This is a genomic window from Rhodoferax sp., assembly GCF_028715765.1.
GTDB lineage: Bacteria > Pseudomonadota > Gammaproteobacteria > Burkholderiales > Burkholderiaceae_C > Rhodoferax.
Genome location: NZ_JAQURE010000013.1, coordinates 1 through 23,547 on the forward strand (window position 1 = coordinate 1; position 23,547 = coordinate 23,547).

Consider the following 23,547-nt stretch of genomic DNA (forward strand, 5'->3'; position numbering starts at 1 on the left):
CACCTCCAGACTGTTGGATAACCGTATGATTTCAAACGGAATTTCTAATGGTATCCATTAGAAATCTGCACTGGGAGGTTTGCACCACTTTTCTTTTGAAAATCCTAATGGACTATCTGGGTTCAACCAAGTAGAAATAAGCCCGGTAGGGTAGCAGGCGCAGGGCTTTGAGCCACAGCGTGAAGCGCTTGGGAAAATGCACCTCAAACGCGCCCTGCGCCCAGCCTTTGAGGATGGCCTGTGCCGCTTGCTCTGGCGTAAGCAGCGCGGGCATGGCAAAGGTGTTGCCCGCCGTGAGCGGCGTTTTCACAAAACCGGGGTTGAGGATGGACACGCCCAGCCCTTGGGGATGCAAATCCAGGTACAGCGCCTCGGCCAGGTTGATCAGCGCCGCTTTGGTGGGCCCGTAAGCCAGGCTGTGAGGCAAGCCGCCAAACCCCGCCACGCTGCCCACCAGGCTGATGTGCCCGGTGCCGCGTGCCAGCATGGCGGGCAGCACCGCGTCTAACACATGCAGCGCACCGCTGTAGTTCACGTCCACATGGCGTTGCATGTCGGCCAGGTTCAGCGCATTGGCGCGCATGGCCTGGTAATGACCAGCGCAGTACACCACCACGTCCAGCCCCCCGCGCGCCTGCAACGCATTGACAGCGTCTTTCACGGCAACAGCGTCCGTCACGTCCAGCCCAAGGGCAAGGCTGCCCGGATGGGCAAGCACAAAGGCATCGAGCAACGCGGTTTGGCGTGCCGACACCACCACCTTGGCACCCAAGCCATGCAGCGCGTGCGCGGTGGCTGCGCCAATGCCGCTGGACGCGCCGACCAGCCACACGGTTTTACCGCGCCAGTCGGTCAAGCGGGGGTTGAGGGGTTTTAAAAAGGCCATCTGATTGGTACTAAATTTATAGCTGCTTGCGCTTTATTGATAAGCTCTAGAGCCTGTTTTTTTATATATCTACGAGGCCGCACGACGGGTGAACGACAAGGTGACCTCGCCCAGGTAGACGCCAAACTTGCTCATGCGCGCCTTGTTCAGCATCACCGTGGGCGTCATCAGGTACATCCAATCGTCAAACTGCACCTCAAACACCCGGCCATCCACCGGCAGCGCCAGGGTGTAGCGCCAGTTCAACGCATTGCCCCGGCTGGTGCCCAGCGCCGTGCCCACCACGTCGTCGGCTTGGCCGGTGTAGTGGCCATCGGGCAGCTTTTTCAGGCGCCAGACGCGCCGCTGGGTGCTGCCGTCTGAGTAGCTGAAGGCCTCGTCCAGCACGCCGTCGTCACCGCTCCAGCTGCATTGCATCAGCACCGTAAAGCGTTTCACCACCTGACCCGAACGGTCGGTGAAGATGCCGTAGGCATCGAGCGTGCCGTTGAAATAGCTGCGCAGGTCTAGCGTGGGTTGCTCGCTGGCGTAGCCATCTATTTGCTGCGAGGCACACCCGCCCAAGGCCAGGGTGGAGGCCGCTGCAGCGCCCAAAAGCAGTCGTCTTTTCATGGTGTTTTCCGAATCAAGGTGGCGTAAAGAAGCGCGAGAGCCAAGGTTTTCAACGCGCACGGTAGCAGGCAATAAGCCCAGGTCAGGGTGGCAAGGGCTTGCGCATCGCGTGCGCCGGGGGCGTAGCCAAACACCCCCAGCAAAGGCAGTGCCAGACCAGCGGCCAACGCCAGATTGAGTTTGGAGGCAAAAGCCCACCAGCCCAAATAGGCGCCCTCTGACTGGCCGCGGTCGCCATGGACTTCAATCTGGCCATTGAGCAGGGCGGCGGGTAAAGCCAGGTCGGTGCCCATGGCCACGCCGCTTAAGGCACACACCACGCCAAAGGCCAGGTTGTCACCAGCGCCAAGCTGCGCAGCAAAGCCAAACACCGCCAGCGCCAGCGCCATGCCCAGCCCCCAGGTGCGCGACAACCCGATGCGCCCCACCACCTTCAGCCACAGCGGCAACGCCAGAGCTGCACAGACAAAGTAGCCGCCTAAAAACAGCGGCACCATGGCCGCGGGTGCTTGCAAGCGGTCTTGCACAAAAAACAAAATCAGCGTGGCAGGCACAGCACTGGCGATGCCGTTGACCAAGAACACCGCCATCAGCGCCCGAAAACCCGGGCGCGACCAGGGCAGCCACAGCCCACTGGCACCACGCCACGCGCCCGTGGCCAGGCTGGCAGCTTGCCGCAGTGGCACCGGCGCGCTGCACCAGGCCAGCCAGGCAACCATGCTAGCTATCCATAAAATAGCTACTGCAGCAGGTATACCAACGGCCAGAGGCAAAATGGATGCCAAAACCACACCTGCTAAACCAAGCCCCTCACGCCAGGCCACCACCCGGCTGCGTTTGGCCTCATTGCCGCCCAAGCGCGCGCCCCAGGCTTGGTGCAAGATGCTCAAGGCGCTGTAGGCCACGGTGGTCAGCAGCAAACTCAAGCCCAGCCAGACCAAGAAGCGGGTGTTTGCCGCCGTCACCTCCGCAGGCGGGAAAAACATCAGCGCAAACCCTGCGCACAGCGCCGCCGCCGCCAGCGCGCCCCAGCGCAACACAGCGGCGGGTGAGTGGGCAAACAAGCGGTCGCTCCAGCGCCCCAGCCAGGGGTCAATCACCGCGTCAAACAGGCGCACGGCCAACAGCAGCGCACCCAAGCTGGCCAGGCTCAAACCAAACTCACGGGCGTAGTGGTTGGGCAGCAGCACATACAGCGGCAGCGCCACAAACGCCAGCGGCAGCCCCATCAGGCCATAGCGCCAGCCGGCCCGCCAATCAAACGCCTGGGCTGACGTGTGCATGGCTGTGGTCATGCCGGGGTGACTTGCGTGGTGACGGCCATGGCAATAGTGTGACTGTCAGGCGCGTTTGCGCAGGGTGACCTGCACCACGTCAATGTTGTTTTCCATGAACGCGGCTTCGCAGTAGGCCAGGTAAAACTCCCAAATGCGCATGAAGCGTTCGTCAAAGCCGCTGTGCAACACGGCTTCGCGCTGCGCCAAAAAGCGCTCGCGCCAGCGTTTCAGGGTTTCGGCGTAGTCATGGCCAAAGGCGTGCTCGGTCACCAGCTCCAGCCCCACCGCTTGTGCCTGCGCCCGCAGCTCACGCGGGCATGGCAGGCAGCCACCGGGAAAGATGTATTGCTGAATGAAGTCGGTGCTGTGCACATAGCGCTCAAACAGCAAGTCGTCAATCACAATGGTTTGCACACAGGCCAGGCCACCAGGTTTGAGCAACTGTGCCAGGCGGGCAAAGTAGGTGGGCCAGTAGTCGCGCCCCACGGCTTCGAGCATTTCAATCGAGCAGATGGCATCAAACGGCGCGTCATGAATGTCGCGGTAGTCTTGCAAGCGCAGGTCGGCTTGGGCGGGCGACACACCCAGCCGCTGCAAGCGGTCTTGGGCGTAGGCCAGTTGCTCGGTGCTGAGCGTGACGCCCGTCACACTGGCGCCAAACTCGGTGCACGCCATTTCAGCCAGCGCACCCCAGCCACAGCCTATTTCAAGCACCCGGTCGCCAGCTTTGACACCAGCCTCGGTCAAGGCGCGGCGCACTTTGGCGGCTTGGGCTTGGGCCATGGGCTGCTGCAGGTTGCCGTCAAACAAGGCGGCCGAGTAGTTCATGCTGTCATCAAGCCACAGGCGGTAAAAATCGTTGCCCAAGTCGTAATGGGCATGGATGTTTTTCTGGCTGTTGGCACGGGTGTTGCGGTTGAGCCAGTGTTTGACGCGGTAGGCCAATTGACCCAGCCAGCTGCCGTAGATCACGTCTTGCACCTCGGCACGGTTTTTGACCAGCACGCGCAGCAGCTCAGTCAAATTGGGGGTGCTCCAGTGGCCGGCAATAAAGCTCTCGGCAAAGCCAATGTCACCCGACTTGAGTGCCGCGCTGCAGGGCTGCCAGCTGTGCAGCACCAAGGTGGCATGGGGCAGGGTTTGCTGGCCAAAGCGCTGCATGCGGCCGTCGGGCAATTGCAGGGTCAGGCTGCCGTGGCGCAGACGGCGGAGCAGTTTGAGCACAGCGCGGGCAGACGCCGGGGCATCAGGCGACAGGGTAAATGCGGCTGCATTTGTTGTGCTTGAGGTGCTGTTCATGGGTGGGCGTTATCGGGTGGTGAATGAAATGGGTGGCGTGGGTTTGCGGAAAAACGGGGCTTTTTTGACGAACAATTTGGCCGCTTGCCAATGGATGCGCAGCACCACCGCCAGCGTCATGAGCGGGTAGCGCAGCAGCGCGTGGCGGGTGCTTTGTGCGGTCAGCGGTTGCAGCGCACCGCTGACGCTGGTTTGGATCAACGGCCCGGTCGGGTCATCAAAGTCGACCCGTGCCAGGGTGCGGCTCAGGTCTGGCGTGAGCATGAAGCGAAAGCGGTAACCGCCTTCAACCGGGCAAAACGGCGACACATGAAAGACCTTGCGGGCACGCTGCTCCACGCCAAATTGCGGCGCGTCCAGCAGGTAGCAATGGCGCTCGCCAAAGGTGTTGTTGACCTCCACCAGCACCGCGCGCAGGTGGCCGTCGGCATGGTGGCAATACCAAAAACTGACCGGTTTGAAGGTGAAGCCCCACACCCGTGGGTAGGTGTGCAGCCAGACCTCGCCCTGCGCATCGGTGATGCCTTCGGTCTGCAGCAAGGCGTCGAGCCAAGCCAGTGCGCCACCTTGTTCTGCGCCGCGGCCATCACCATGGTCGGCATCGGCAAAGCTCAAGGGTGCCCAGCGGTTGCGCGCCAAAGTCGGCGCTGGCGTGCGCTGCAAACTGCGCATGGGCAGCAGCAAAAAGTAGGTGCCATACACAAAGGCGTGGTGCACCGGCTTCAGACGGGTGTGGCGCACCTGGCCAAACCCGATCAACGGTGGGTGCACAAAAGGGGTTCCAGCTGCAGCTTTCATGGGGTTACCCGAAGCTGATTGACCCGCACCAGTGCCAAAGTCGAGTCGCCATGAGCTATAAAATATATAGCTACTTGCGCACATTTCATAAGCGCTAGAGGCCAATTTTTCATAAATTATTGAGGCCTTAAAAGTTGTGCCACTGCCAGCCCTGAGGCCAAGCCGTCTTCGTGAAAACCGTAACCCGTCCAAGCACCACAAAAGTAGCTGTGCTGCTGGCCTTGCAGCGCACCCACATGGCGCTGGGCGGCAATGGCGGCCAGGTCAAACACCGGGTGGGCGTAGTCAAATTCGCCCAACACCCGCGCTGGGTCTATCGGCGTGAGCGGGTTCAAAGACACCAGCACCGGCTGCGCAAACGGCAGCGGCTGCAGGCGGTTGAGCAAGTAGTGCAAGCACACTGGCGCACCCTGTGGCTGCGCGCCAGCCACGCCCACCGGGTGCGCCAGACGCTGGTAGTTCCAGGCCGCCCAGGCGCGTGGGTGGCGCGGCAACACCGAGGCATCGGTGTGCAGCACGGCACGGTTGGACTGAGTGCGCAGGGCTCCCAGGGTGATGCGTTCTTGCGCACTGGGTTGCGCCAACAGCGCCAGGGCTTGGGGCGCGTGGCAGGCCAGCACCACTTTGTCAAAGCGCTCAGATTGGCCGTTGACCCACAGCGTCACGCCCTCGTGGTCGCGCTCAATGCGCTGCACCGGGCTGTTGAGCCGTCTGTCTGGCACCTGGGCAACGATGTGGTTCACATAGTGTTTGGCACCGCCCACCACGGTCCACCACTGTGGCCGATTCGTGACTTGAATCAGGCCGTGGTTGTGGCAAAACCGGATCATGGTGGCCACCGGGAACTGCAGCATTTGTTCAACCGGGCAGCTCCAGATGCAGCCCAGCATGGGCAGCAAATACCAGTTGCTAAACGCTTCAGAAAAATGGTGCGCGGCCAAAAATTGCGCCAGTGGCTGGGTCAACTGCGCGTCTTGCCCCTGCTCTGCCAGCTGGGTGGCCAGCGCATTGAAGCGCAGCAGGTCGCGCAGCATGCGCCAAAAATCAGGTTTGATGAGGTTGCCACGCTGGGCAAACACGGTGTTGAGCGAGGTGCCGCTCCACTCCAACGATTGGCCGGGGTGCGCACCCGGGGTTTGCACTGAAAACGACATGTCAGACTTGGCTGTAGCCACCTGCAGTTGCTCAAACAATGCGATCAACTTGGGGTAGGTGCGCTCGTTGAAGACCAAAAAACCGGTGTCCACGCCATGCGTGACCGGCCCCTGTGCGGTGGGCAGGGTGATGTCAACCGTGTGGGTGTGGCCGCCAAAATAGCTGCCCGCCTCAAACAGTGTGAGGTCGGCCTGCCCACGCAGCTGGTGCGCCACAGCCAAACCCGAAATGCCAGAGCCAACGATTGCAATTTTCATGAGGTGCGTCAGAGAAGTTGGCACTGAGCCAAGTGATTCAAATACCCGATTAATTTAGTCGAATACCGCTTTGGCAGTGGGTGCGCTCACAAAAGTGCGGCTTTGGTCTATGGAATTAACCTTTCCCTCAATATGGGTTGCATTGAAAACGTGTAGGAGTTTGTCCTGGACAAATATGGCTTATTGAAGGTCAATCGGCATGGTGCTCTTGCCTTTGGGTGAACTGGTGGCCAGTCAGAGCGGTTTGGCGGGGGAGTGTTCTGGGTGAAACCCGGCAGGGCGACTGGGTCAGGGGCATGCGGTTTTGGGGTGAAAGCACGCGCGAGGCTGACGACCTTGGTACGCAAATACCTTTTTCGCGCGCATTTCACGCAGTAGCCCGGTCCCCTGACCCAATCACCCTGCCTCACGGTGCTTGAACTCGACAATTTATAAGAAATAAGCCTGTAGACCACGTATAACAAGCGTAAGTAGCTATTATTTTTATTGTGGATGCCACATGTGTAGCCCTTCACCCCGCTCGGTAACCACACAGATAAGGCGTGGTGGTTGGGTCAGGTGACCGGGCTTTGGGGACAAAGGCGCGCGCAAGTGGTGCTGGCGAAATGAAGCCTCAGCCCCGCGCGTGTTTTGCCCCCAAAACCGCATGCACCTGACCCAGCCGCCGCGCCGTGCCAGAGCCACCATCACAGACGTGCCATAGACACCAAGCAAGAAGGGGGCAAATAAGCCACTCAAATCAATCCACAAACATGGCCACCGGCAAACCCGCCACCTCTACCCGCTGCGCCAGCACCTGCCCGCTCAAGGGATAGGCCGCCAGCTCGGGCGCGCTGCGGTGGTGACGCGCGCTGGTGAGGTAGAGGGTTTTGAAGTCTTCACCGCCCAAACACGGCATGGTGGGGCATTGCAGCGGGGTGGCCAGCTCGGCCAGCAACTCTCCGCTGGGGGCAAACTGGCAGACCCGACGGCCTTCAAACAAAGCCACCCAATAGTTGCCTTGCGCATCCACCGTGGCACCGTCAGGACGACCGCGGTAACCGCCGTTGCAGGCGTCTGATGGCTCGGGCTGCCAGCCAACGGGTTTGGGGTCAAAGTGAGCAAACACCCGCTGCTGCGTCATGGCGGCACTGGCCAGGTCAAAGTCCCACGCCCACACCGTGTGGCTGGGCGTGTCGGCCCAGTACACAGTGCGCTGGTCGGGGCTCCAGGCCAGGCCGTTGGCCGTAGTCATGCCCGCGCTCGGGCTGATCTTGCAGCTGACCTGCGGCTGTGCGCCCAGGCTGGGGCGAGCATCCAGACAGTACAGCGCGGCGTTATGGGCTTGGCGGGTTTCATCGATGGTGCCCACCCAAAAGCGCCCCAGTGCGTCGCACTTGCCGTCGTTGGCGCGCATGTGGGCGGGGTTGTAGTCGAGCGTGGCCAGGCGAGTGAGCGCACCACCCCAGCTGCGGGCGCGGTAAATGCCGTCGCGCAGTGCCAGCACCAAACCACCACTGGCGGCAGGCGCCATGCAACCCGGCTCACAGGGCAGCGGCCAGGCTTGGACGGTGCCCATGTCAATGTTGGCACGCAACACTTGGCAGCTGGCAATGTCCAACCAGTAGAGCATGTGCTCCAGCGGGTGCCAAAACGGCGACTCGCCCAAGGCGGCAGTGTGAGGGGCAACGGTTTGCCAGGGCTGGGGGGTGGGGAGAACGGGTGTGGGCATGGTCAGTGAGGACGTGGCGTTGTTGCAAAGCAAGGAAAGAGGTCATCAAATCTTGCAGGGGGAAATTTTGAGTGGCACCGTTTCAACCAGCAAAATCAATTTGTATGCCCAATGTACTCAATGCCGCCCGTAGCGCGTCAGTCAACCCTATGGTTTTAAACACCAGGCTGCGCAATTCTGCAGTTTATCTGCAGCGTATGATCTTCAAAAACCTTGAAATCTAGTTGGATTGACCACCATGCCCCACCCTTCACAGCCAGCCCTGATGCACATTTCTGACTGGAAGCTCAACACTGTCATCATCGTCGTCACTGTGTTGTTGACCAATGTGGTGGTGTCACTGGTGGACTGGATGCTGCTGGGGCGGGTGTCACTTGACTCCATGAAAGTCAGCACACTCTCTGGGCTGATCATTGCCACATTGGCGGTCAGCGGTGCTGGCAGTTTGCGTGCCCGCATAGCTGCCAACAACCAGCGCCAGCTGCAGCAGGGCATTGAACGCGCCCAAAGCCACCTGGCTCTGGCCATTGAATCCGCCGAGATGATTTTTTGGGAATTTGACCTGACCAGCGGCGCTTTCAGCTACGACAAAGGCCGACGCGCCTGGCTCGGCTTGTCGCTGGACGTGGCGGCCAACACCTTCAACGACTGGCTGGCACTGGTGCACCCGGATGACGTGCCACAGCTGTTGCAGCGCTTTGAAGCTGCACAACGCCCCGGCGCGCCCGACTTTCGTTTTGACTACCGCATGCGCCAGGCCGATGGCAGCTGGGGCTGGGTGCACACCCAGGGGCGGGTCAGCCAGCGCAACGCGCAGGGCGAGGCGGTGCTGGCGGTGGGCAGCACGCTCAACATCCACCAGCGCAAACAGACCGAACTGGCGCTGAAAGAAAACAAAGAGCGGCTTGACATCATCTTCAACGACAACCCCGAGCTGATGCTGATCAGCCGCATCTCAGACGGCCTGATCACTGAAGTGAACGAGGCCTTTGTGCGCATTGCCGGCTTTAGCCGGGCGCAAGCCATTGGCAGCACCACGCTGGGTCTGGGTATTTGGGTGAACCCGAATGACCGTGAGCGCATGACCAGTGCCCTGCTGGCAAACGGGCGCTGCGACAACCTTGAAGTCACGTTCAATACCCATTCAAACGAGCAGATTGACTGCGAGCTAGATGCCGTGTGCACCCCGATTCACGGCGTGCCGCACATCGTGTGCACGGTGCGTGATGTGCGTGAGCGCAAGCGGGCGCTGGCCGAGCTCCAGCGCAGTAAAGCCCTGCTGCGCGCCACACTGGACTCCACCGACGAAGGCATCTTGCTGCTGGACGAAGCCAACCAGGTGCTGACAGTTAACCCGCGCTTCATGGCACTGTGGCAGGTGCCACCAGAGCTTGAAGCACAACCGCGCAACGGGCATTTGATGGCGCATGTGCTGGGTGAACTGCAAGACCCCTCTGGTTTTCTGCACATCGTTGACGAACTTGGCAATGGCACTGAAAAAGCGCGCGGCATCTGGGTGCTGAAGGATGGCCGGTTTTTTGCCAGCTTTACCCAAAGTTTGCCCATGGGCGCGCACACCGGGCGCATTTGGTGCTTCAAAGACATCACCGAGCTGTACCTGTCGCGCCTCAAAACCCAGGAATCTTTGACCTTGCTGCAAACGGTGATTGACCACTCGCCGATGCGCATTTTCTGGAAAGACACCGAGCTGCGCTACCTGGGCTGCAACCCGCTGTTTGCTCAAGATGCGGGGTTGACCCACGCCCAAGACTTGATTGGCAAGCTCGATACCGACCTCAGCTGGGCCGCCAACGCCCAAGCCTACAACGCCGATGACCGCCAGGTCATGACTTCAGGCGTGCCCCGCCTGGCCTTTGAAGAGATGCAAACCACGCCCAGCGGCGACAGCATTTGGCTGCGCACCTCCAAAGTGCCTCTTTACAGCGCCAGCAAAAAGCTGATGGGGGTGCTGGGCATGTACGAAGACATCACTGAGCGCAAACACGCCGAGCAGGCGCTGCAGGCCAGCGAAGAGCGCACCCAAGCGCTCTACACCCTGCTGCGGCTGGTAGCCGACAACGTGCCTGACATGATCTGGGCCAAAGACCTGGACAAACGCTACTTGTTTGCCAACAAAGCCATTTGCGAGCAACTTTTGATGGCGCAAGACACCAACGAGCCGCTGGGCAAAGACGACCTGTTTTTTGCGCTGCGCCAGCGTGCCAGCCAGCCCGACGACCCGCAGTGGCACACCTTTGGCGAACTCTGCCAAGACAGCGATGACGTCACGCTGGCCGGCGGTCAGGCCGGGCAGTTTGATGAGTTTGGCAATGTGCGCGGCCAGCTGCTGCACCTGGATGTGCGCAAAGCCCCATTGTTCAGCGAAAGCGGCGCAGTGATTGGCGTGGTGGGCACAGCCCGGGACGTGACCGCCGAGCGCGCCACGCAAGAAAAACTGCGCGTGGCCGCTGCCGTGCTGGCCAACAGCAGCGAGGCACTGGTGCTGTCAGATGCTGGTAACCGCATCGTCGATGTCAACCCCGCCTTTACCCGCCTGACCGGCTACACCCTGGCGGAGGTGGCGGGCAAAGACCCACGCTTTTTGCATTCAGGCAAGCAAGGCGAGGGCTTTTACCGCGACATGTGGGCGCAGATTGAAGCCACCGGGCGCTGGCAAGGTGAAGTCTGGAACCGGCGCAAAGACGGCGAAATCTATGCCGAGTGGCTGACCATCAACACGCTTTTAAACACCGATGGCAGCGTGCACCGGCGGGTCGGCTTGTTCAGCGACATCACCGACAAAAAACGCTCTGAAGAACGGGTCTGGACGCAGGCCAACTTTGACACCCTCACCAACCTGCCCAACCGGCGCATGTTTTTGAACCGCCTGGCGCAAGACCTGAAAAAAGCCCACCGTGGCGACTTCAAGCTGGCGCTGATGTTCATAGACCTGGATCACTTCAAGGAAATCAACGACACCCTGGGGCATGCGGCGGGCGACGAACTGCTCAAGCAAGCCGCAGCCCGCATTGCCGCCTGCGCCCGCGAGTCCGACACGGTGGCGCGCATTGGCGGCGACGAGTTCACGGTGATCTTGGCCGAGCTCACCGACACCGGTGGCATTGACCGCATGGCACAGCACATTTTGGCGGCTTTGGCACAACCCTTTGCGCTGGCACATGGCGCCAGCTATGTGTCGGCCAGCATTGGCATCACGCTCTACCCGGATGACGCGCTGCAGCTGGAAGACCTGATGAAAAACGCCGACCAGGCCATGTATGTGTCCAAAGACGCGGGGCGCAACCGTTTTAGCTACTTCACCCGCGCCATGCAGCAAGACGCCATGTACCGCCTGCACCTGCAAGAAGACTTGCGCCAGGCGTGGACTGAGCACCAATTTGAGCTGTACTACCAGCCCATTGTGGAGCTGCCCAGCGGCCAAATTCACAAAGCCGAAGCCCTGCTGCGCTGGACGCACCCGGTGCGCGGCGCGGTCAGCCCGGCCGAGTTCATTCCCGTGGCGGAAGACTGCGGCCTGATCCACGCCCTGGGCGACTGGGTGTTTGCCCAGGCCACGGCGCAAGCCAAAGCCTGGCGCACCCGCATCGACCCCAGTTTTCAGATCAGCGTGAACCTGTCGCCGCTGCAGCTGCAAAACGGCGCAGCGCAGTTTCATTGGCGTGAGCACATGCAGGCGCAGCAACTCAGTGGCAACGCGGTGGTGCTGGAGATCACCGAAGGCTTGCTGCTTGACACCACCGCAGCGGTCACCACCGAGCTGCTGGCTTACCGCGATGCGGGCATTCAGGTGTCGATAGACGACTTTGGCACCGGCTACTCGGCCATGGCCTACCTGAACCAGCTCGACATTGATTTTTTAAAAATTGACCAATCTTTTGTGCGCAGCATGGGCCTGCACACCAGCGACCACGCGCTGTGCGAGGCCATTGTGGTGATGGCGCACAAACTGGGCTTGCGGGTGATTGCCGAAGGCGTAGAAACCCCGCTGCAGCGCGACCTGCTGCAAGCCATGGGCTGCGACTTTGCCCAAGGGTTCTTGTACGCCCAAGCCCTGCCTGCGGCGGAGTTTGAGCAGCTGCTGGGGTAGGCTCAAGAGCGGGAATACGCCAACATTTGGTGAAATTGACACAAAAGAATTCTGTAGAATTCATATGACTTTAAACTCATATGAGTATTTATGAATTCATCAACATCACCCTACACCCATCTTCACTTCCCAGGTTTCCGCTTCCGTGAGAAGGAGATGGCTCGCATCCTGGCTCAATGGGATATGGGCAACGGTGTGTTGCTAACCGGCATCCGCAGAACCGGCAAAAGTGCGCTGATGAAGGCAGCCTTGTACCGCTACGCGCAGCAGGGGCAGGCAGTGAGCTACCTGGATGTACAAGATGAAGACAACTTGGCGCGCTTCTACCAAAACCTGCTGACCGCCTTGCTCAATCATTTGCCGGTGACGCTCAAAGACCAGCTCAGCACAGCTTTGGGCAGCGTACTCAAGCTCCCAGACAGCCTGTCGCGCTGGGTGCGACAACAAATCAGCAAAGTCAGCATTCCTGACGTGGTGGAGATTGAATTGCAGCCCCAGCAAGAGCAACTGCTGCGCTACTGGAAGCCGCTGACCGACCAGATCGCAGCACACATCAAAGCCTGCGGGCCGACTGACACACCCGTCATCGGGATTGATGAACTGCCGTTCATGCTGGAAAACCTGATGGAGAAAGGCGTTGAGCCAAACGAAATCGTGGTGATGCTGGCCAGCCTGCGCACGCTGCGGGACGCGGGCCTGCGCGTCATCATTGGCGGCTCGATCAGTTTCGAGAACCTGCTGTCGATGCATAGCATTCCACACACCGTGCTGGGGGGCTTGTTTCGCCTGCCGGTGCTGCCATTTACCCGCCCTGAGGCGCAAAGCTACCTGAGTGAAACACTTGCTGGCCGCTTTGCCGCTAGCCCAGAGGCCATCACCCTGGTGTTGGACAACTTGCCTGACTACGTGCCCGAGGTGCTCAAGATTGCCCATGGATTTCTGGTCACCTGTGAAAACCTTGAGGCCTGCAGCGACAGCCTGGCCAACGAGATCATGCCCGGGGTCCGGCGCGCTTTCTTGCAGCAGTTTGATGAGCGTCTGGCCAAAAACTACACCAGTACTGAGCTGAGCTGCGCCGAGCAGATTCTGGATGCCGTGGCCCAAGGTGCTGCCAGCGGAACCCGGCTTGACGGGCGACAACTCCCAAGCGGCTACCACCGCGTGCTCAGCCGCCTGCAGTACGACAACTTCATCGTGGATGCGCCAGACCTTGGCTGGCGCTTCAGCCTGAACCTGATCCGCTTGTGGTGGCGCGCCAGCCGGGGCATGGCATGAAGGGGCAACGCCACGTTCCGTGGTTCAACCCACGCCAGATGAACGATGCCACCGTGCTGGCTCTGAACACCGGCCGCAGCGCCTTGCTGGCCGAGCTGTTGCAAATCATGGAGCAGCGCAGCACGCATCCCGGCCAAATCAGCCACTGGCTCATCACTGGGCCACGTGGTGCGGGCAAGTCTTACTTTTTGCGCTTGTTGCAAGTCACGCTCAAGCAGGAACCATTGCCCAAGGTGCAGTTGGTGCTGCTGCCCGAAGAGTTGCCCAACATTTTTGCCCCCCATGAGTTACTGGCAGAAATCTGCCGCTTGCTGGAACCATCTGCACAACACGCAGGCACGCCATCGCGCTGGCGGGTGGACAACACCGGCCAGCTGTGGGAAGAGGCCCTGACTCAGCTTCTAAGTCGCATCCAATCGCCCCTGCTGGTGGTGGGCATCGAAAACTTTGATGCCCTGATTGCACAGGCCTTTTCTAGCGACGTGGACAACTCGCGCCTGCGCCACCTGATGAGCAATGAGCCGCGCCTGATGTTTGTGGCCAGCGCCGTGCAAGGTGACTTTGACGAACAGCACAACCAGCGGCTGTTTCGCCAGTTTGATCACCGCAGCCTGCCACACTGGACACCGATTGATCACCGCCACTACCTCGACAAACGAGCCAGACAACAAGGCAGCACCGCCACCGCCCAGCAGCTCAACCGCATTGATGCCTACAGCCGCTACACCGGTGGCAACGCCCGCGCCGGCGCTGTGCTGGCCGCCACCATTCTGGATGTGAATGACCCCCTGGACAGCGCAGATGATCTGGATGCTGCTGTTGAGAAAATGAGCGACCACTACCGCGCCTTGATCGCCCGCATTCCCAACAACACCAAAAAACTCTTTGATGCCCTGGTGCGCGGCGGTGAACCTGCCTCACAAACCGAGCTGGCCGAGCGCACCGGAGCCAGGCAAAGCGACATCAGCCGCGCCTTTGCCTGGCTGGTGGACAACGGCTATGTAAACGAGTCCCGCGAACCGGGTCAGAAGACCAAACACTACCGCGTGCTGGATCGGCTGCTGGTGCAGTTTTACCGCATGCGCTACCTGCACCCAGGCCAGCGCAGCCGCCTGGCAGTGATGGCCGATTTGCTGGCAGACACCTTGAACTTTGCCGATAAAGGGCAGTTTGTCAGCCGCAACGCGACCCAAGCGGTGGTTTGGCATGAACTTGACATCACCTTGGCGCAGGCACCTGGTCATGAAACAGAGGTCATTTCACAACTTGGCGACGCAGTAGCTGATGCTGCCATGCATGACAGCCCCGCCAACGCCTTTGCGTTGGGTTTGGACATCTTGCAGGGTCTGGCCGCACGCCCACACCTTCCCGCAGAAGCTGCACTGCGAGGGTTGTGGATTGACATGATCGAAATGGCCGTGCCCTGGGGCGTGATGCGTGACCTGTTGGGCGAGTGGCCACAACTCTGGCCTGAGGCAGAACACAACCAAGTGCACCAACTCAAAGAGGTTTTGCTGGCCTGGCTGACCAAGCTGGAAGCGGTGCAAACCGGCGATACCAGCTATCAAGATCCAAATGATCCCGACCTGGTGACCACCTTGACCGCGCTGGAGCAAGCCCTGTCCCCCAAAACACGGCATCGCCTGGGCTTGCTGCAACCAGCAGCTTCAGAAAGAACGTGAGGCCAGCGGCTCAAGCAGCCAGCCCCTCACCCCGCCATCAGCTGCACATTGCCCCCCGCCGCCGTGGTGTTGATGGTGACGGTCTGCTCGGCGCAGAAGCGGTACAGGTAGTGCGGGCCACCGGCTTTGGGACCGGTGCCTGAGAGGCCTTCGCCGCCAAAGGGCTGCACGCCCACCACGGCACCAATCTGGTTGCGGTTGATGTAGACATTGCCAATGTGCGCGGCATGTGCCAGCTGCTGGGCGCGGCTGTCGATGCGGGTCTGGATGCCCAGCGTCAGGCCATAGCCCAAGGTGTTGATCTGCTCAATGACTGCCAGCGGGTCACCGCCCCAGCGCACGATATGCAGCACCGGACCAAAAATTTCGGCTTTCAGGTCGCTGATGTGGGCTACCTCGAAGGCCTGGGGTGGAATCAGGTTTGGTATGTTTTCAATAGCTGCTTGCGCAATATCCATAAGCTCTAGAGGCTTATTTCTTATAAATTCATGCGCATCATTGTTGGTGCCGGGCGCGGCCTGGCCAAACAATGGCCGGGCTTCGCGCTGCAGGCGCACCAGCTGGGTTTGAATGGCGTCGAAGGCTTCGCGGTCGATGACGGGGCCGACATCGGTGGCCAGGTCGCTGGGGTCGCCGCTCACCAGCTCTTGCGCGGCACCGCAGACCATGGCGATCACCGCGTCGGCAATGTCTTCATGCACACACAGCAGGCGCAGGGCAGAGCAGCGCTGGCCGGCGCTGCGGAAGGCGCTTTGCATCACCGCATCGCTGACCTGCTCGGGCAACGCGGTGCTGTCAACCAGCATGGCGTTGATGCCACCGGTCTCGGCAATCAGCGGCACGATGGCACCGTCTTTGGCGGCCAGCGCCCGGTTGATGAGCTTGGCCACGGCGGTGGAGCCGGTGAACACCACCCCGGCCACGCCAGGGGCCGCCACCAGCGCCGCCCCCACGGTGTCGCCAGAGCCGTGCAATAACTGCAAAGCGCCCTCGGGCACACCCGCAGCAATCAGCAGTTTGACGGCTTCCCAAGCCACACCGGGGGTTTGCTCGGCCGGTTTGGCCAGCACGGTGTTGCCAGTGGCCAAAGCGGCGGCCACCTGGCCCATGAAGATGGCCAGCGGAAAGTTCCACGGGCTGATGCAGACCCAGGGGCCGCGGGCGGTCAGGCGCAATGCATTGCGCTCACCGGTCACGCCCAGCGCGGAGTTGCCCTCCATGCCCGGCAGGGTTTGCGGCGCCATGATGCGCTCGGCCTGCCAGGCGTAGTAACGCAAAAAGTCGATGGCTTCGCGCACCTCACCCACCGCATCAGCCCAGGTTTTAAAGGCTTCTTTGACCAGCAGGGCACTGAAGCGCGGCAGCTCGGCTTGCAGTGCATCAGCCGCTTTGCGCAGCATGGCAGCGCGTTCACTGACCGCTGTTTTACTCCATTTTTTATAGCTGCTTGCACTTATATTTATTGCGCTAGAGGCCAATTTGGCATCAAACTCTGGCACCACTGGCACAGCCACCTTGGCATAGGCCGCCAGCAGCGGCGCACGCAGTTCGGGTACGCTCAAGTCCAGCCCGGCGCTGTTGGCGCGCTGCAGGCCAAACAGGTCAGGCGGCAGCGGCAAGGCGGGCTGCGGTGCAGCGTGCAGTGGCGAGGCCAGCAGCTCGGCCAGGGGCACGGATGCATCGGCCAGCTGGTGCACAAACGACGAGTTGGCACCGTTTTCTAGCAAGCGGCGCACCAGGTAGGCCAGCAGGTCTTTGTGCGCGCCCACCGGGGCGTAGACGCGGCAGGCCACTTGCGGGTTTTGAAGCACTTCGCGGTACATGCCTTCGCCCATGCCGTGCAGGCGCTGCAGCTCAAAACGGCTGGCGCTCACAGCGCTTGCGTTTGCTGCGACCGCTTCCACGGGGTGGGCAGCTGCAGCCAGGTGCAAGATGGCCGCGGCAGTGGCGGCGTTGTGGGTGGCAAATTGCGGGTAAATGGCATCTGGCGCGGCCAGCAGCGCCTGGGCGCAGGCCAGGTAAGAGATGTCGGTGTGGTGCTTGTGGGTGAACACCGGGTAGTGCGGCAAACCCAGCTCTTGGGTGCGTTTGACCTCGGCGTCCCAATACGCGCCTTTGACCAGGCGGCACATCAGGCGCAGTTTGTATTGGCGCCCCAGGGCGATCACATGGGCAATCAGGTCCAGTGCGCCCAGCTGGTAAGACTGCAATGCCAGACCAAAGCCGCGCCAGTTAGGGTAGTGCTGCGCCACTTGCGCCAGCAAGGCCTCAAACACGTCCAGCGACAACTCCAGCCGGTCAACTTCTTCGGCATCAATGGTGAGGTTGATGTTGGTGCGCGCCGCCTGCGCGCACAGCCCCCAGACGCGCGGCACCAGCTCGGCCATGACGCGCGCGTGCTGCGCGTCTTCGTAGCGCGGGTGCAGTGCGCTGAGTTTGATGGATATACCGTCATTTTGCTCACAAGCCCTTGCTTGAATTGCGCTAACAGCTATTTTTTCAATAGCGTTTTGGTAACTAACCAAGTGCGCCTGGGCATCGGCATCGGTGCGTGCGCCCTCGCCCAGCATGTCGTAGCTGTAGCGCAGGTTGGGCTGGGCGCGCTGGGCGGCGGCGGCTTCTTTCAGGCCTTCGGCAATGGTTTGACCCAACACAAACTGGCGCCCCAGCAGCTGCACCGCACGCAGGGTGGCGGCCACCACGGTTTTGGCACCCAGTTTGGCCAGCAGGCCGGGCGCTTGGGTGGCTTGGTCGGCCTCTGGCGCGGTCGGCAAGAAATGCTTGCTCATGGCAATGGCGGTGGCTGACAGGCGCGAGAGCACTTTGTCACTGCTGCCCTCAAAGTCGGCACGGCCCAACTGGTCGGCTGTCAAGGCAATGGCGGTTTCAGCGTCGGGCACGCGCAGCAGTGCTTCGGCCAGGCGCATCAAGGCCAGGCCTTCGGCGCTGGAGATAGGGTACTCTTTGAGCAGGCTCTCCATGGCCCAAAACGGCGGCGGGTTGTGGCGCACGGCCTGCACCCAGGGCGTGGCGATGTGCATCACCGCCGCCCAGTCGAGCGCGCCTTGCAGGCGGTCAAGGCAGCGCGCCACACTGGCGGCTTCAGGGCGGTAGGGGTTGGGTAAACGCGAGGTAGATGACATAAACACTCCTTTTTTCAACGAATGCGCTATGTTCATGCAATGGTTGGTTGATTAATCTCTATTTTTTTGATGTTTGGTAGTTTTATATCCAGTAGTCTTGAGGGGCGCCGTGTGCGCCATGCGTCAAAATAGCGTGTGTGCGCGCACCGGCTGACGGCTGCAAGGGCTCCCTTTCAGGCTGGTCTGGGGGTAGCGCGGCCTCGCGGACAATCTCGACTTGATTTTTGTGGTGCGGGGTTGCATCCGAGAAAGTTCATTGTTTGCTGCTTCAATTTTTATCCATGTTGTCACGCCTTCACCCTTTTTGGCCTGTTACCGCTGCCTGGCTTCGCTGGGTCGGGCGGCTGGCGGCTGCGGGGTTGGTTGGGGCGCTGCTTGGCTCCGCGCACGCCTCGCACGAGCCGCAAGTGGTGCGCGTGGGGGTGTACGAGAACGCGCCCAAAATCTTTTTTGGCAACAACGGCCAGCCCAGCGGCATTTTGGGTGACGTGCTGCAGGCCATTGCCCAGCGCCAGGGCTGGCAACTGCAGGCCGTGCGCTGTGAATGGCAAGCCTGTTTGCAAGCGCTGCAAGACGGCCAGATTGACTTGATGCCCGACGTGGCTTTGACCGAGCAACGTGCGCAGGTGTTTGACTTTCACCGCACACCAGCGCTGCTGGGCTGGTCGCAAATCTACAAACGCAAAGGGGTGGCCATTCAAGCCATCACCGACCTCAACGCCAAGCGCATTGGGGTGGTGACCGGCTCAGTGCAGGCCAGTGTGCTGGAGACCATGCTGGCCAGCTTTGGCGTGACCGCGGTGCTGGTGCCGGTGGATTCGTTTGAGCGCGGCTTTGAGCGCGCCGCCCACGGCGACCTCGATGCGGTGGCCGCCAACCGTTTTTTTGGCGACCTGAACGCCCCCACCCACCAGCTGGTGGCCACGGCCATTGTGTTTCAGCCGTCGCAGCTGTTTTACGCCACTGCCAAAGGTCGTCATGCTGACCTGCTCAGTGCCATTGACCGCGCCCTGGATGAATGGCAATTGCAAAGCGACTCGCCCACCGGCCTGGCCATGCGGCGCTGGCTGCAAGCCCCCACCCCCACCGCCATTCCACCTCAGATGTGGTGGGTGATGGGCACCCTGCTGGGGCTGCTGGCTCTGGCCATGGGGCTGAGCCTGTGGTTGCGCCGCCAGGTGGCGCAACAAACCGCCCACCTGCAAGCCAGCGAGGCACGGCTTGACACCATTTTGAACAGTGTCGATGCGTTCATCTACATCAAAGACCCGCAGCTGCGCTACCAGTATGCCAACCGCAAAGTCTGCGAGCTGTTTGGCCAGCCTCTGGCGCAGGTCATCAACCAAACCGATGCGGCGTTTTTTGACCAAGCCACCACCACCAAACTGCGCGTGAACGACCTGCGGGTGATCGAGCACGGCGAACGCGTGGAGGAGGAGGAAGTCAACCGCAGTGCCGATGGCCGCGTGACGCGCTGTTTTGTGTCGGTCAAACTGCCACTGCGCGACGCGGCGGGGCGCATCACGGCCTTGTGTGGCATCTCGACCGACATCACCCGGCACAAGCAAGCCCAGGAGGAGATTTTTCAGCTGGCGTTTTACGACCCGCTCACTGGCCTGCCCAACCGCCGCTTGCTGTATGACCGGGTGCAGCAGCTGCTGAGCACCCTGGAGCGCAGTCCACAGGGTGCGGCGCTGATGTTCATTGACGTCGACAACTTCAAAGACATCAACGACACCCTGGGGCACGACTTGGGCGACGCGCTGCTGTGCCAGATGACGCAGCGCATGGGCAGCTGCCTGCGCGCCCAAGACACGTTGACGCGCCATGGCGGCGACGAATTTGTGGTGCTGCTGGTGGACTTGTCGGTGCAAAGTGCAGCCGCAGCCAGCGAAGCCCAACGTGTGGCGCAAAAAATATTGGAGCGTGTGCACCAGCCTTTTGCGCTGGGGGCACAACAGCGCTCGGTGAGTGTGAGCATTGGTGTGGCGCTGGTGGACTTGAAAGCCCCCTCGCGCGAGGAGCTGTTCAAGCAGGCCGACCTGGCCATGTACCAGGCCAAAGCGGCGGGTCGCAACACGGTGCGATTTTTCAGTGCTTCCATGCAAGCGCAGGTGATGGCGCGCACCACGCTCGAGGCTGATTTGCGCTGGGCACTGCAACACGATGAATTTGTGCTGTATTACCAGCCGCAAGTCAACGCACAGGGGCAGACGCTGGGGGTTGAGGCGCTGGTGCGCTGGCAGCACCCGATGCGCGGTTTGGTGCCACCGGGTGAATTCATTGCGGCGGCCGAGGCCTGTGGCGTGATCGTGCCGCTGGGGCAATGGGTCATGCAAACGGCTTGTCAGCAGCTGGTGGCATGGGCGGCGACCCCGGCGCAAGCCAGCTGGACGATTGCGGTGAATGTCAGCGCCATGCAGTTTCGCAAGCCTGACTTTGTCAGCAGTGTCAGCCAGCTGCTGACGCACACCGGGGTCAACCCGGCGCGGCTGGAGCTGGAGCTGACCGAGAGCCAACTGGTGGACGATGTGCCCAGTGTGATTGCCAAAATGGACGCGCTGCGCGAGCTGGGTGTGCGCCTGTCACTGGACGACTTTGGCACCGGCTATTCGTCCCTGGTGATGCTCAAGCGCTTGCCGCTGAACCAGCTCAAGATTGACCAAGCGTTTGTGCGCGACATGCTGACCAACCCGCAAGATGCCGCCATCATTCGCGCCATTGTCAGCATGGGCGAGAGCTTGTCGCTGGACGTGATTGCCGAAGGCGTTGAAACCACGGCGCACCGCGATGCCCTGGCCGCGCTGGGCTGCTTGCACTACCAAGGCTATTTGTTTGGCCGCCCGCAGCCGGCCAACCGCTTGTGAGCGCGCGCCATGGAGCTTGACCGCATTGACTTGAAAATTTTGCGCGCCCTGCAGCAAGATGGCCGCATCAGCAACCTGAAGCTCTCAGAGCTGGTGGCGCTGTCACCCACGGCGGTGCTGGCACGGGTGCAGCGGCTGACCAAAGAGGGCGTGATTGAGGGCTTTGAAGCGCGCCTGAACCCGGCCAAACTGGGTGCAGGTTTGATGGTGTTTGTGGAGGTGCTGCTGGACAAAACCACCCCCAATGTGTTTGAGGCCTTCAAAGCCGCGGTGCAGGTGCGCCCCGAGATCATGGAGTGCCACATGGTGGCCGGTGGCTTTGACTACCTGCTCAAAACCCGCATGAACGACATGACGGCCTACCGCGAGTTTGCCGGCACCGTGCTGTGGCAGCTGCCCGGCGTGCGCGAAACCCGCACCTATGCGGTGATGGAAGAGGTGAAAAACACCACCCAGCTGCCGCTGAAATAGCCACCCATCGCAGTCAGCCCATGGGGGCGATTCAATCTGATGTGAACATATTCCCTCTCCCTTTGGGAGAGGGTTAAACCCCGCAGCAGCACGGTTTGAGCCACACTCAAAGCGCCTGACACACCTCCAGCACGGCTTGACCATAAGACTCCAGCTTGCGCGCGCCAATGCCGCTGATGCCTTGCAAGTCATGCAGCGATTGCGGGGCGTTTTGGGCAATGGCGGCCAGCGTGGCATCGTGAAAAATCACATAGGCTGGCAGGTTGTGCGCTTTGGCCACGTCGGCACGCCAGGTTTTCAGGGCAGCAAAACGCGCTTGACCTGCCACATCCAGCGCCACCGGGGGTTTGGGGGCGGGTGCCTCGGCACTGCGGCGGGTTTTGTGCTGGCCAGGGCCCGCCAGCGACACGCGCAAACGCACCGGCACTTCGCCGCGCAACACGGCGCGCGAGGCTTCGGTGAGTTTGAGGGTGTTGAACGCTTGCGCGTCAACCGCCACTGCATTGATGGCCATGAGCTGGCGCAACACGGCGCGCCATTGGGGCTCGGTCAAATCGGCACCTATGCCAAAGGTGCTGACGCGGGTGTGGCCGTATTGCGTGACCTTGTCAGTGGTTTTGCCACGCAAAATGTCCATCACATGCCCGGCACCAAAGCCAAAACCGCTGACTTGTTGCACCCGGTAGATGGTGGAGAGCAGTTTGCGCGCGGCGTCTGTGGCATCCCAAACCGCCGGGGGGTGCAGGCAGTTGTCGCAGTTGCCGCAGGTGGTGGGGTTTGTGGTGGTGACGCTGCCAAGCGCGGCGCTGGAGGCTTGGCCATAAACCTCGTCAAAGTAGGCCAGCAGGCGCACGCGGCGGCAGTCGGTGGCTTCGGCCAAACCCAGCAGGGCTTCAAGTTTGCCGCGCAGGCCTTGTTTGAACTCATCGGCGGCCGGGCTCTCGTCAATCATGCGGCGCTGGTTCACCACATCTTGCAGGCCGTAGCACATCCAGGCATCGGCAGGCAGGCCATCACGCCCGGCGCGGCCGGTTTCCTGGTAGTAGCCTTCAATGTTTTTGGGCATGTCAAGGTGCGCCACAAAGCGCACATCGGGCTTGTCAATGCCCATGCCGAAGGCTATTGTGGCCACCATCACCACGCCTTCAGCGCGCAAAAACTGGTCTTGGTTGGCCTGGCGCAATTTGGCATCTAGCCCGGCGTGGTAGGGCAGCGCGGCAATGCCTTCGTCACACAACTGGTCGGCAATTTCTTCCACTTTCTTGCGCGACTGGCAGTACACAATGCCCGCGTCGCCCAGGTGCTCGGTGCGAATAAAGCGCAGCAGTTGCGCGGTGGCGTCACGTTTTTCAACAATGGTGTAGCGGATGTTGGGGCGGTCAAAGCTGCTGACAAACAGCCGCGCGCTCTGCAGCTGCAGGCGCTCAATGATGTCGGCGCGGGTCAGCGCGTCGGCGGTGGCGGTCAGCGCAATGCGCGGCACGCTTGGGTAGCGCTCGTGCAGCACCGTGAGCGCGCGGTATTCGGGCCGGAAGTCATGCCCCCATTGGCTCACGCAATGCGCCTCGTCAATGGCAAACAGGCTCAAGCAACCCCGCTCTTGCAAAGAATCAAGTTGCGCCAGAAAACGCGGCGTGTTGATGCGCTCTGGCGCAGCGTAAAGCAGGGTGATCTGGCCTTGCACCAGGCGGCGCTCGGTGTCTGAGGCTTCTTGGCTGGACAAAGTGGAATTCAAAAATGCGGCGCTCACCCCGGCCTCGTGCAACGCCCCCACTTGGTCGTGCATCAAGGCAATCAGCGGCGAGATCACCACCGTGATGCCCTGCCCGGCTTGCTGGCGCGCAATGGCGGGAATCTGGTAACACAGACTTTTACCACCGCCCGTGGGCATCAGCACCAGCGCGTCGCCCCCGGCCGTGACGTGCTCAATGATGCTTTGCTGCGGCCCCCGAAAATGCGGGTAGCCAAAAACGGTTTGAAGAATAGATTCCAAAGCAGGGTCAGGG

At 61.2% G+C, this 23,547-nt stretch carries 14 protein-coding genes; 5 read left to right on the forward strand and 9 right to left on the reverse strand.

Annotated elements, in window-relative coordinates; all coding sequences use genetic code 11:
* Positions 1 to 112: 112 nt before the first annotated feature.
* The 7 genes from PHT20_RS06495 to PHT20_RS06525 all read right to left on the reverse strand — a co-directional run bounded on the left by PHT20_RS06495 (position 113) and on the right by PHT20_RS06525 (position 7,995).
* The gene (locus tag PHT20_RS06495) at positions 113 to 886 is read right to left on the reverse strand and encodes an SDR family NAD(P)-dependent oxidoreductase (protein WP_301019897.1); all 774 of its coding nucleotides are present in this window, start codon (positions 884 to 886) and stop codon (positions 113 to 115) included.
* 69 nt (positions 887 to 955) lie between these two features.
* On the reverse strand, positions 956 to 1,498 hold the full coding sequence (locus PHT20_RS06500; RefSeq protein ID WP_301019898.1) for a DUF3833 domain-containing protein: 543 nt from the start codon (positions 1,496 to 1,498) through the stop codon (positions 956 to 958).
* Entirely contained in the window at positions 1,495 to 2,781 is a 1,287-nt protein-coding gene (locus PHT20_RS06505) for an MFS transporter (protein WP_301019899.1), read from the reverse strand. Before PHT20_RS06505 ends, PHT20_RS06500 begins: the two co-directional genes overlap by 4 nt.
* Before the next feature lie 57 nt (positions 2,782 to 2,838).
* Positions 2,839 to 4,074 carry a cyclopropane-fatty-acyl-phospholipid synthase family protein gene (locus PHT20_RS06510; protein WP_301019900.1) on the reverse strand — a complete coding sequence of 412 codons (1,236 nt, stop codon included), beginning with the start codon at positions 4,072 to 4,074 and terminating at the stop codon, positions 2,839 to 2,841.
* A gap of 9 nt (positions 4,075 to 4,083) precedes the next feature.
* A complete protein-coding gene (locus PHT20_RS06515) occupies positions 4,084 to 4,872 on the reverse strand; it encodes a DUF1365 domain-containing protein (protein ID WP_301019901.1) in 789 nt (262 codons plus the stop codon).
* 116 nt (positions 4,873 to 4,988) lie between these two features.
* Complete coding sequence (locus tag PHT20_RS06520; RefSeq protein ID WP_301019902.1) at positions 4,989 to 6,284, reverse strand: FAD-dependent oxidoreductase; 1,296 nt, start codon at positions 6,282 to 6,284, stop codon at positions 4,989 to 4,991.
* Between the two features lie 739 nt (positions 6,285 to 7,023).
* Entirely contained in the window at positions 7,024 to 7,995 is a 972-nt protein-coding gene (locus PHT20_RS06525) for an SMP-30/gluconolactonase/LRE family protein (protein WP_301019903.1), read from the reverse strand.
* A gap of 238 nt (positions 7,996 to 8,233) precedes the next feature.
* On the opposite strand from PHT20_RS06525, the gene PHT20_RS06530 reads away from it, so the two are divergent.
* From PHT20_RS06530 to PHT20_RS06540, 3 genes are all read left to right on the forward strand, one after another.
* Entirely contained in the window at positions 8,234 to 12,103 is a 3,870-nt protein-coding gene (locus PHT20_RS06530) for an EAL domain-containing protein (RefSeq protein WP_301019904.1), read from the forward strand.
* A gap of 90 nt (positions 12,104 to 12,193) precedes the next feature.
* A complete protein-coding gene (locus PHT20_RS06535) occupies positions 12,194 to 13,378 on the forward strand; it encodes a hypothetical protein (protein WP_301019905.1) in 1,185 nt (394 codons plus the stop codon).
* Positions 13,375 to 15,060, forward strand: a complete 1,686-nt coding sequence (locus tag PHT20_RS06540) for an AAA family ATPase (RefSeq protein ID WP_301019906.1) — start codon at positions 13,375 to 13,377, stop codon at positions 15,058 to 15,060. The genes PHT20_RS06535 and PHT20_RS06540 overlap by 4 nt, the downstream gene beginning before the upstream one ends.
* A 26-nt stretch (positions 15,061 to 15,086) precedes the next feature.
* On the opposite strand, the gene PHT20_RS06545 is transcribed toward PHT20_RS06540, so the two are convergent.
* On the reverse strand, positions 15,087 to 18,203 hold the full coding sequence (locus PHT20_RS06545) for an L-glutamate gamma-semialdehyde dehydrogenase (RefSeq protein ID WP_301019907.1): 3,117 nt from the start codon (positions 18,201 to 18,203) through the stop codon (positions 15,087 to 15,089).
* A gap of 281 nt (positions 18,204 to 18,484) precedes the next feature.
* On the opposite strand from PHT20_RS06545, the gene PHT20_RS06550 reads away from it, so the two are divergent.
* Positions 18,485 to 21,070, forward strand: a complete 2,586-nt coding sequence (locus PHT20_RS06550; RefSeq protein WP_301019908.1) for an EAL domain-containing protein — start codon at positions 18,485 to 18,487, stop codon at positions 21,068 to 21,070.
* Between the two features lie 9 nt (positions 21,071 to 21,079).
* Positions 21,080 to 21,541: an Lrp/AsnC ligand binding domain-containing protein gene (locus PHT20_RS06555; RefSeq protein ID WP_300084801.1), complete on the forward strand. Its 462-nt coding sequence runs from the start codon at positions 21,080 to 21,082 to the stop codon at positions 21,539 to 21,541.
* Between the two features lie 106 nt (positions 21,542 to 21,647).
* Here the strand turns inward: PHT20_RS06555 and recQ are convergent, their stop codons facing one another.
* Positions 21,648 to 23,534 (reverse strand): DNA helicase RecQ, encoded by a 1,887-nt coding sequence (recQ, locus tag PHT20_RS06560; protein WP_301019909.1) that lies wholly within the window; start codon positions 23,532 to 23,534, stop codon positions 21,648 to 21,650.
* Positions 23,535 to 23,547 lie beyond the last annotated feature (13 nt).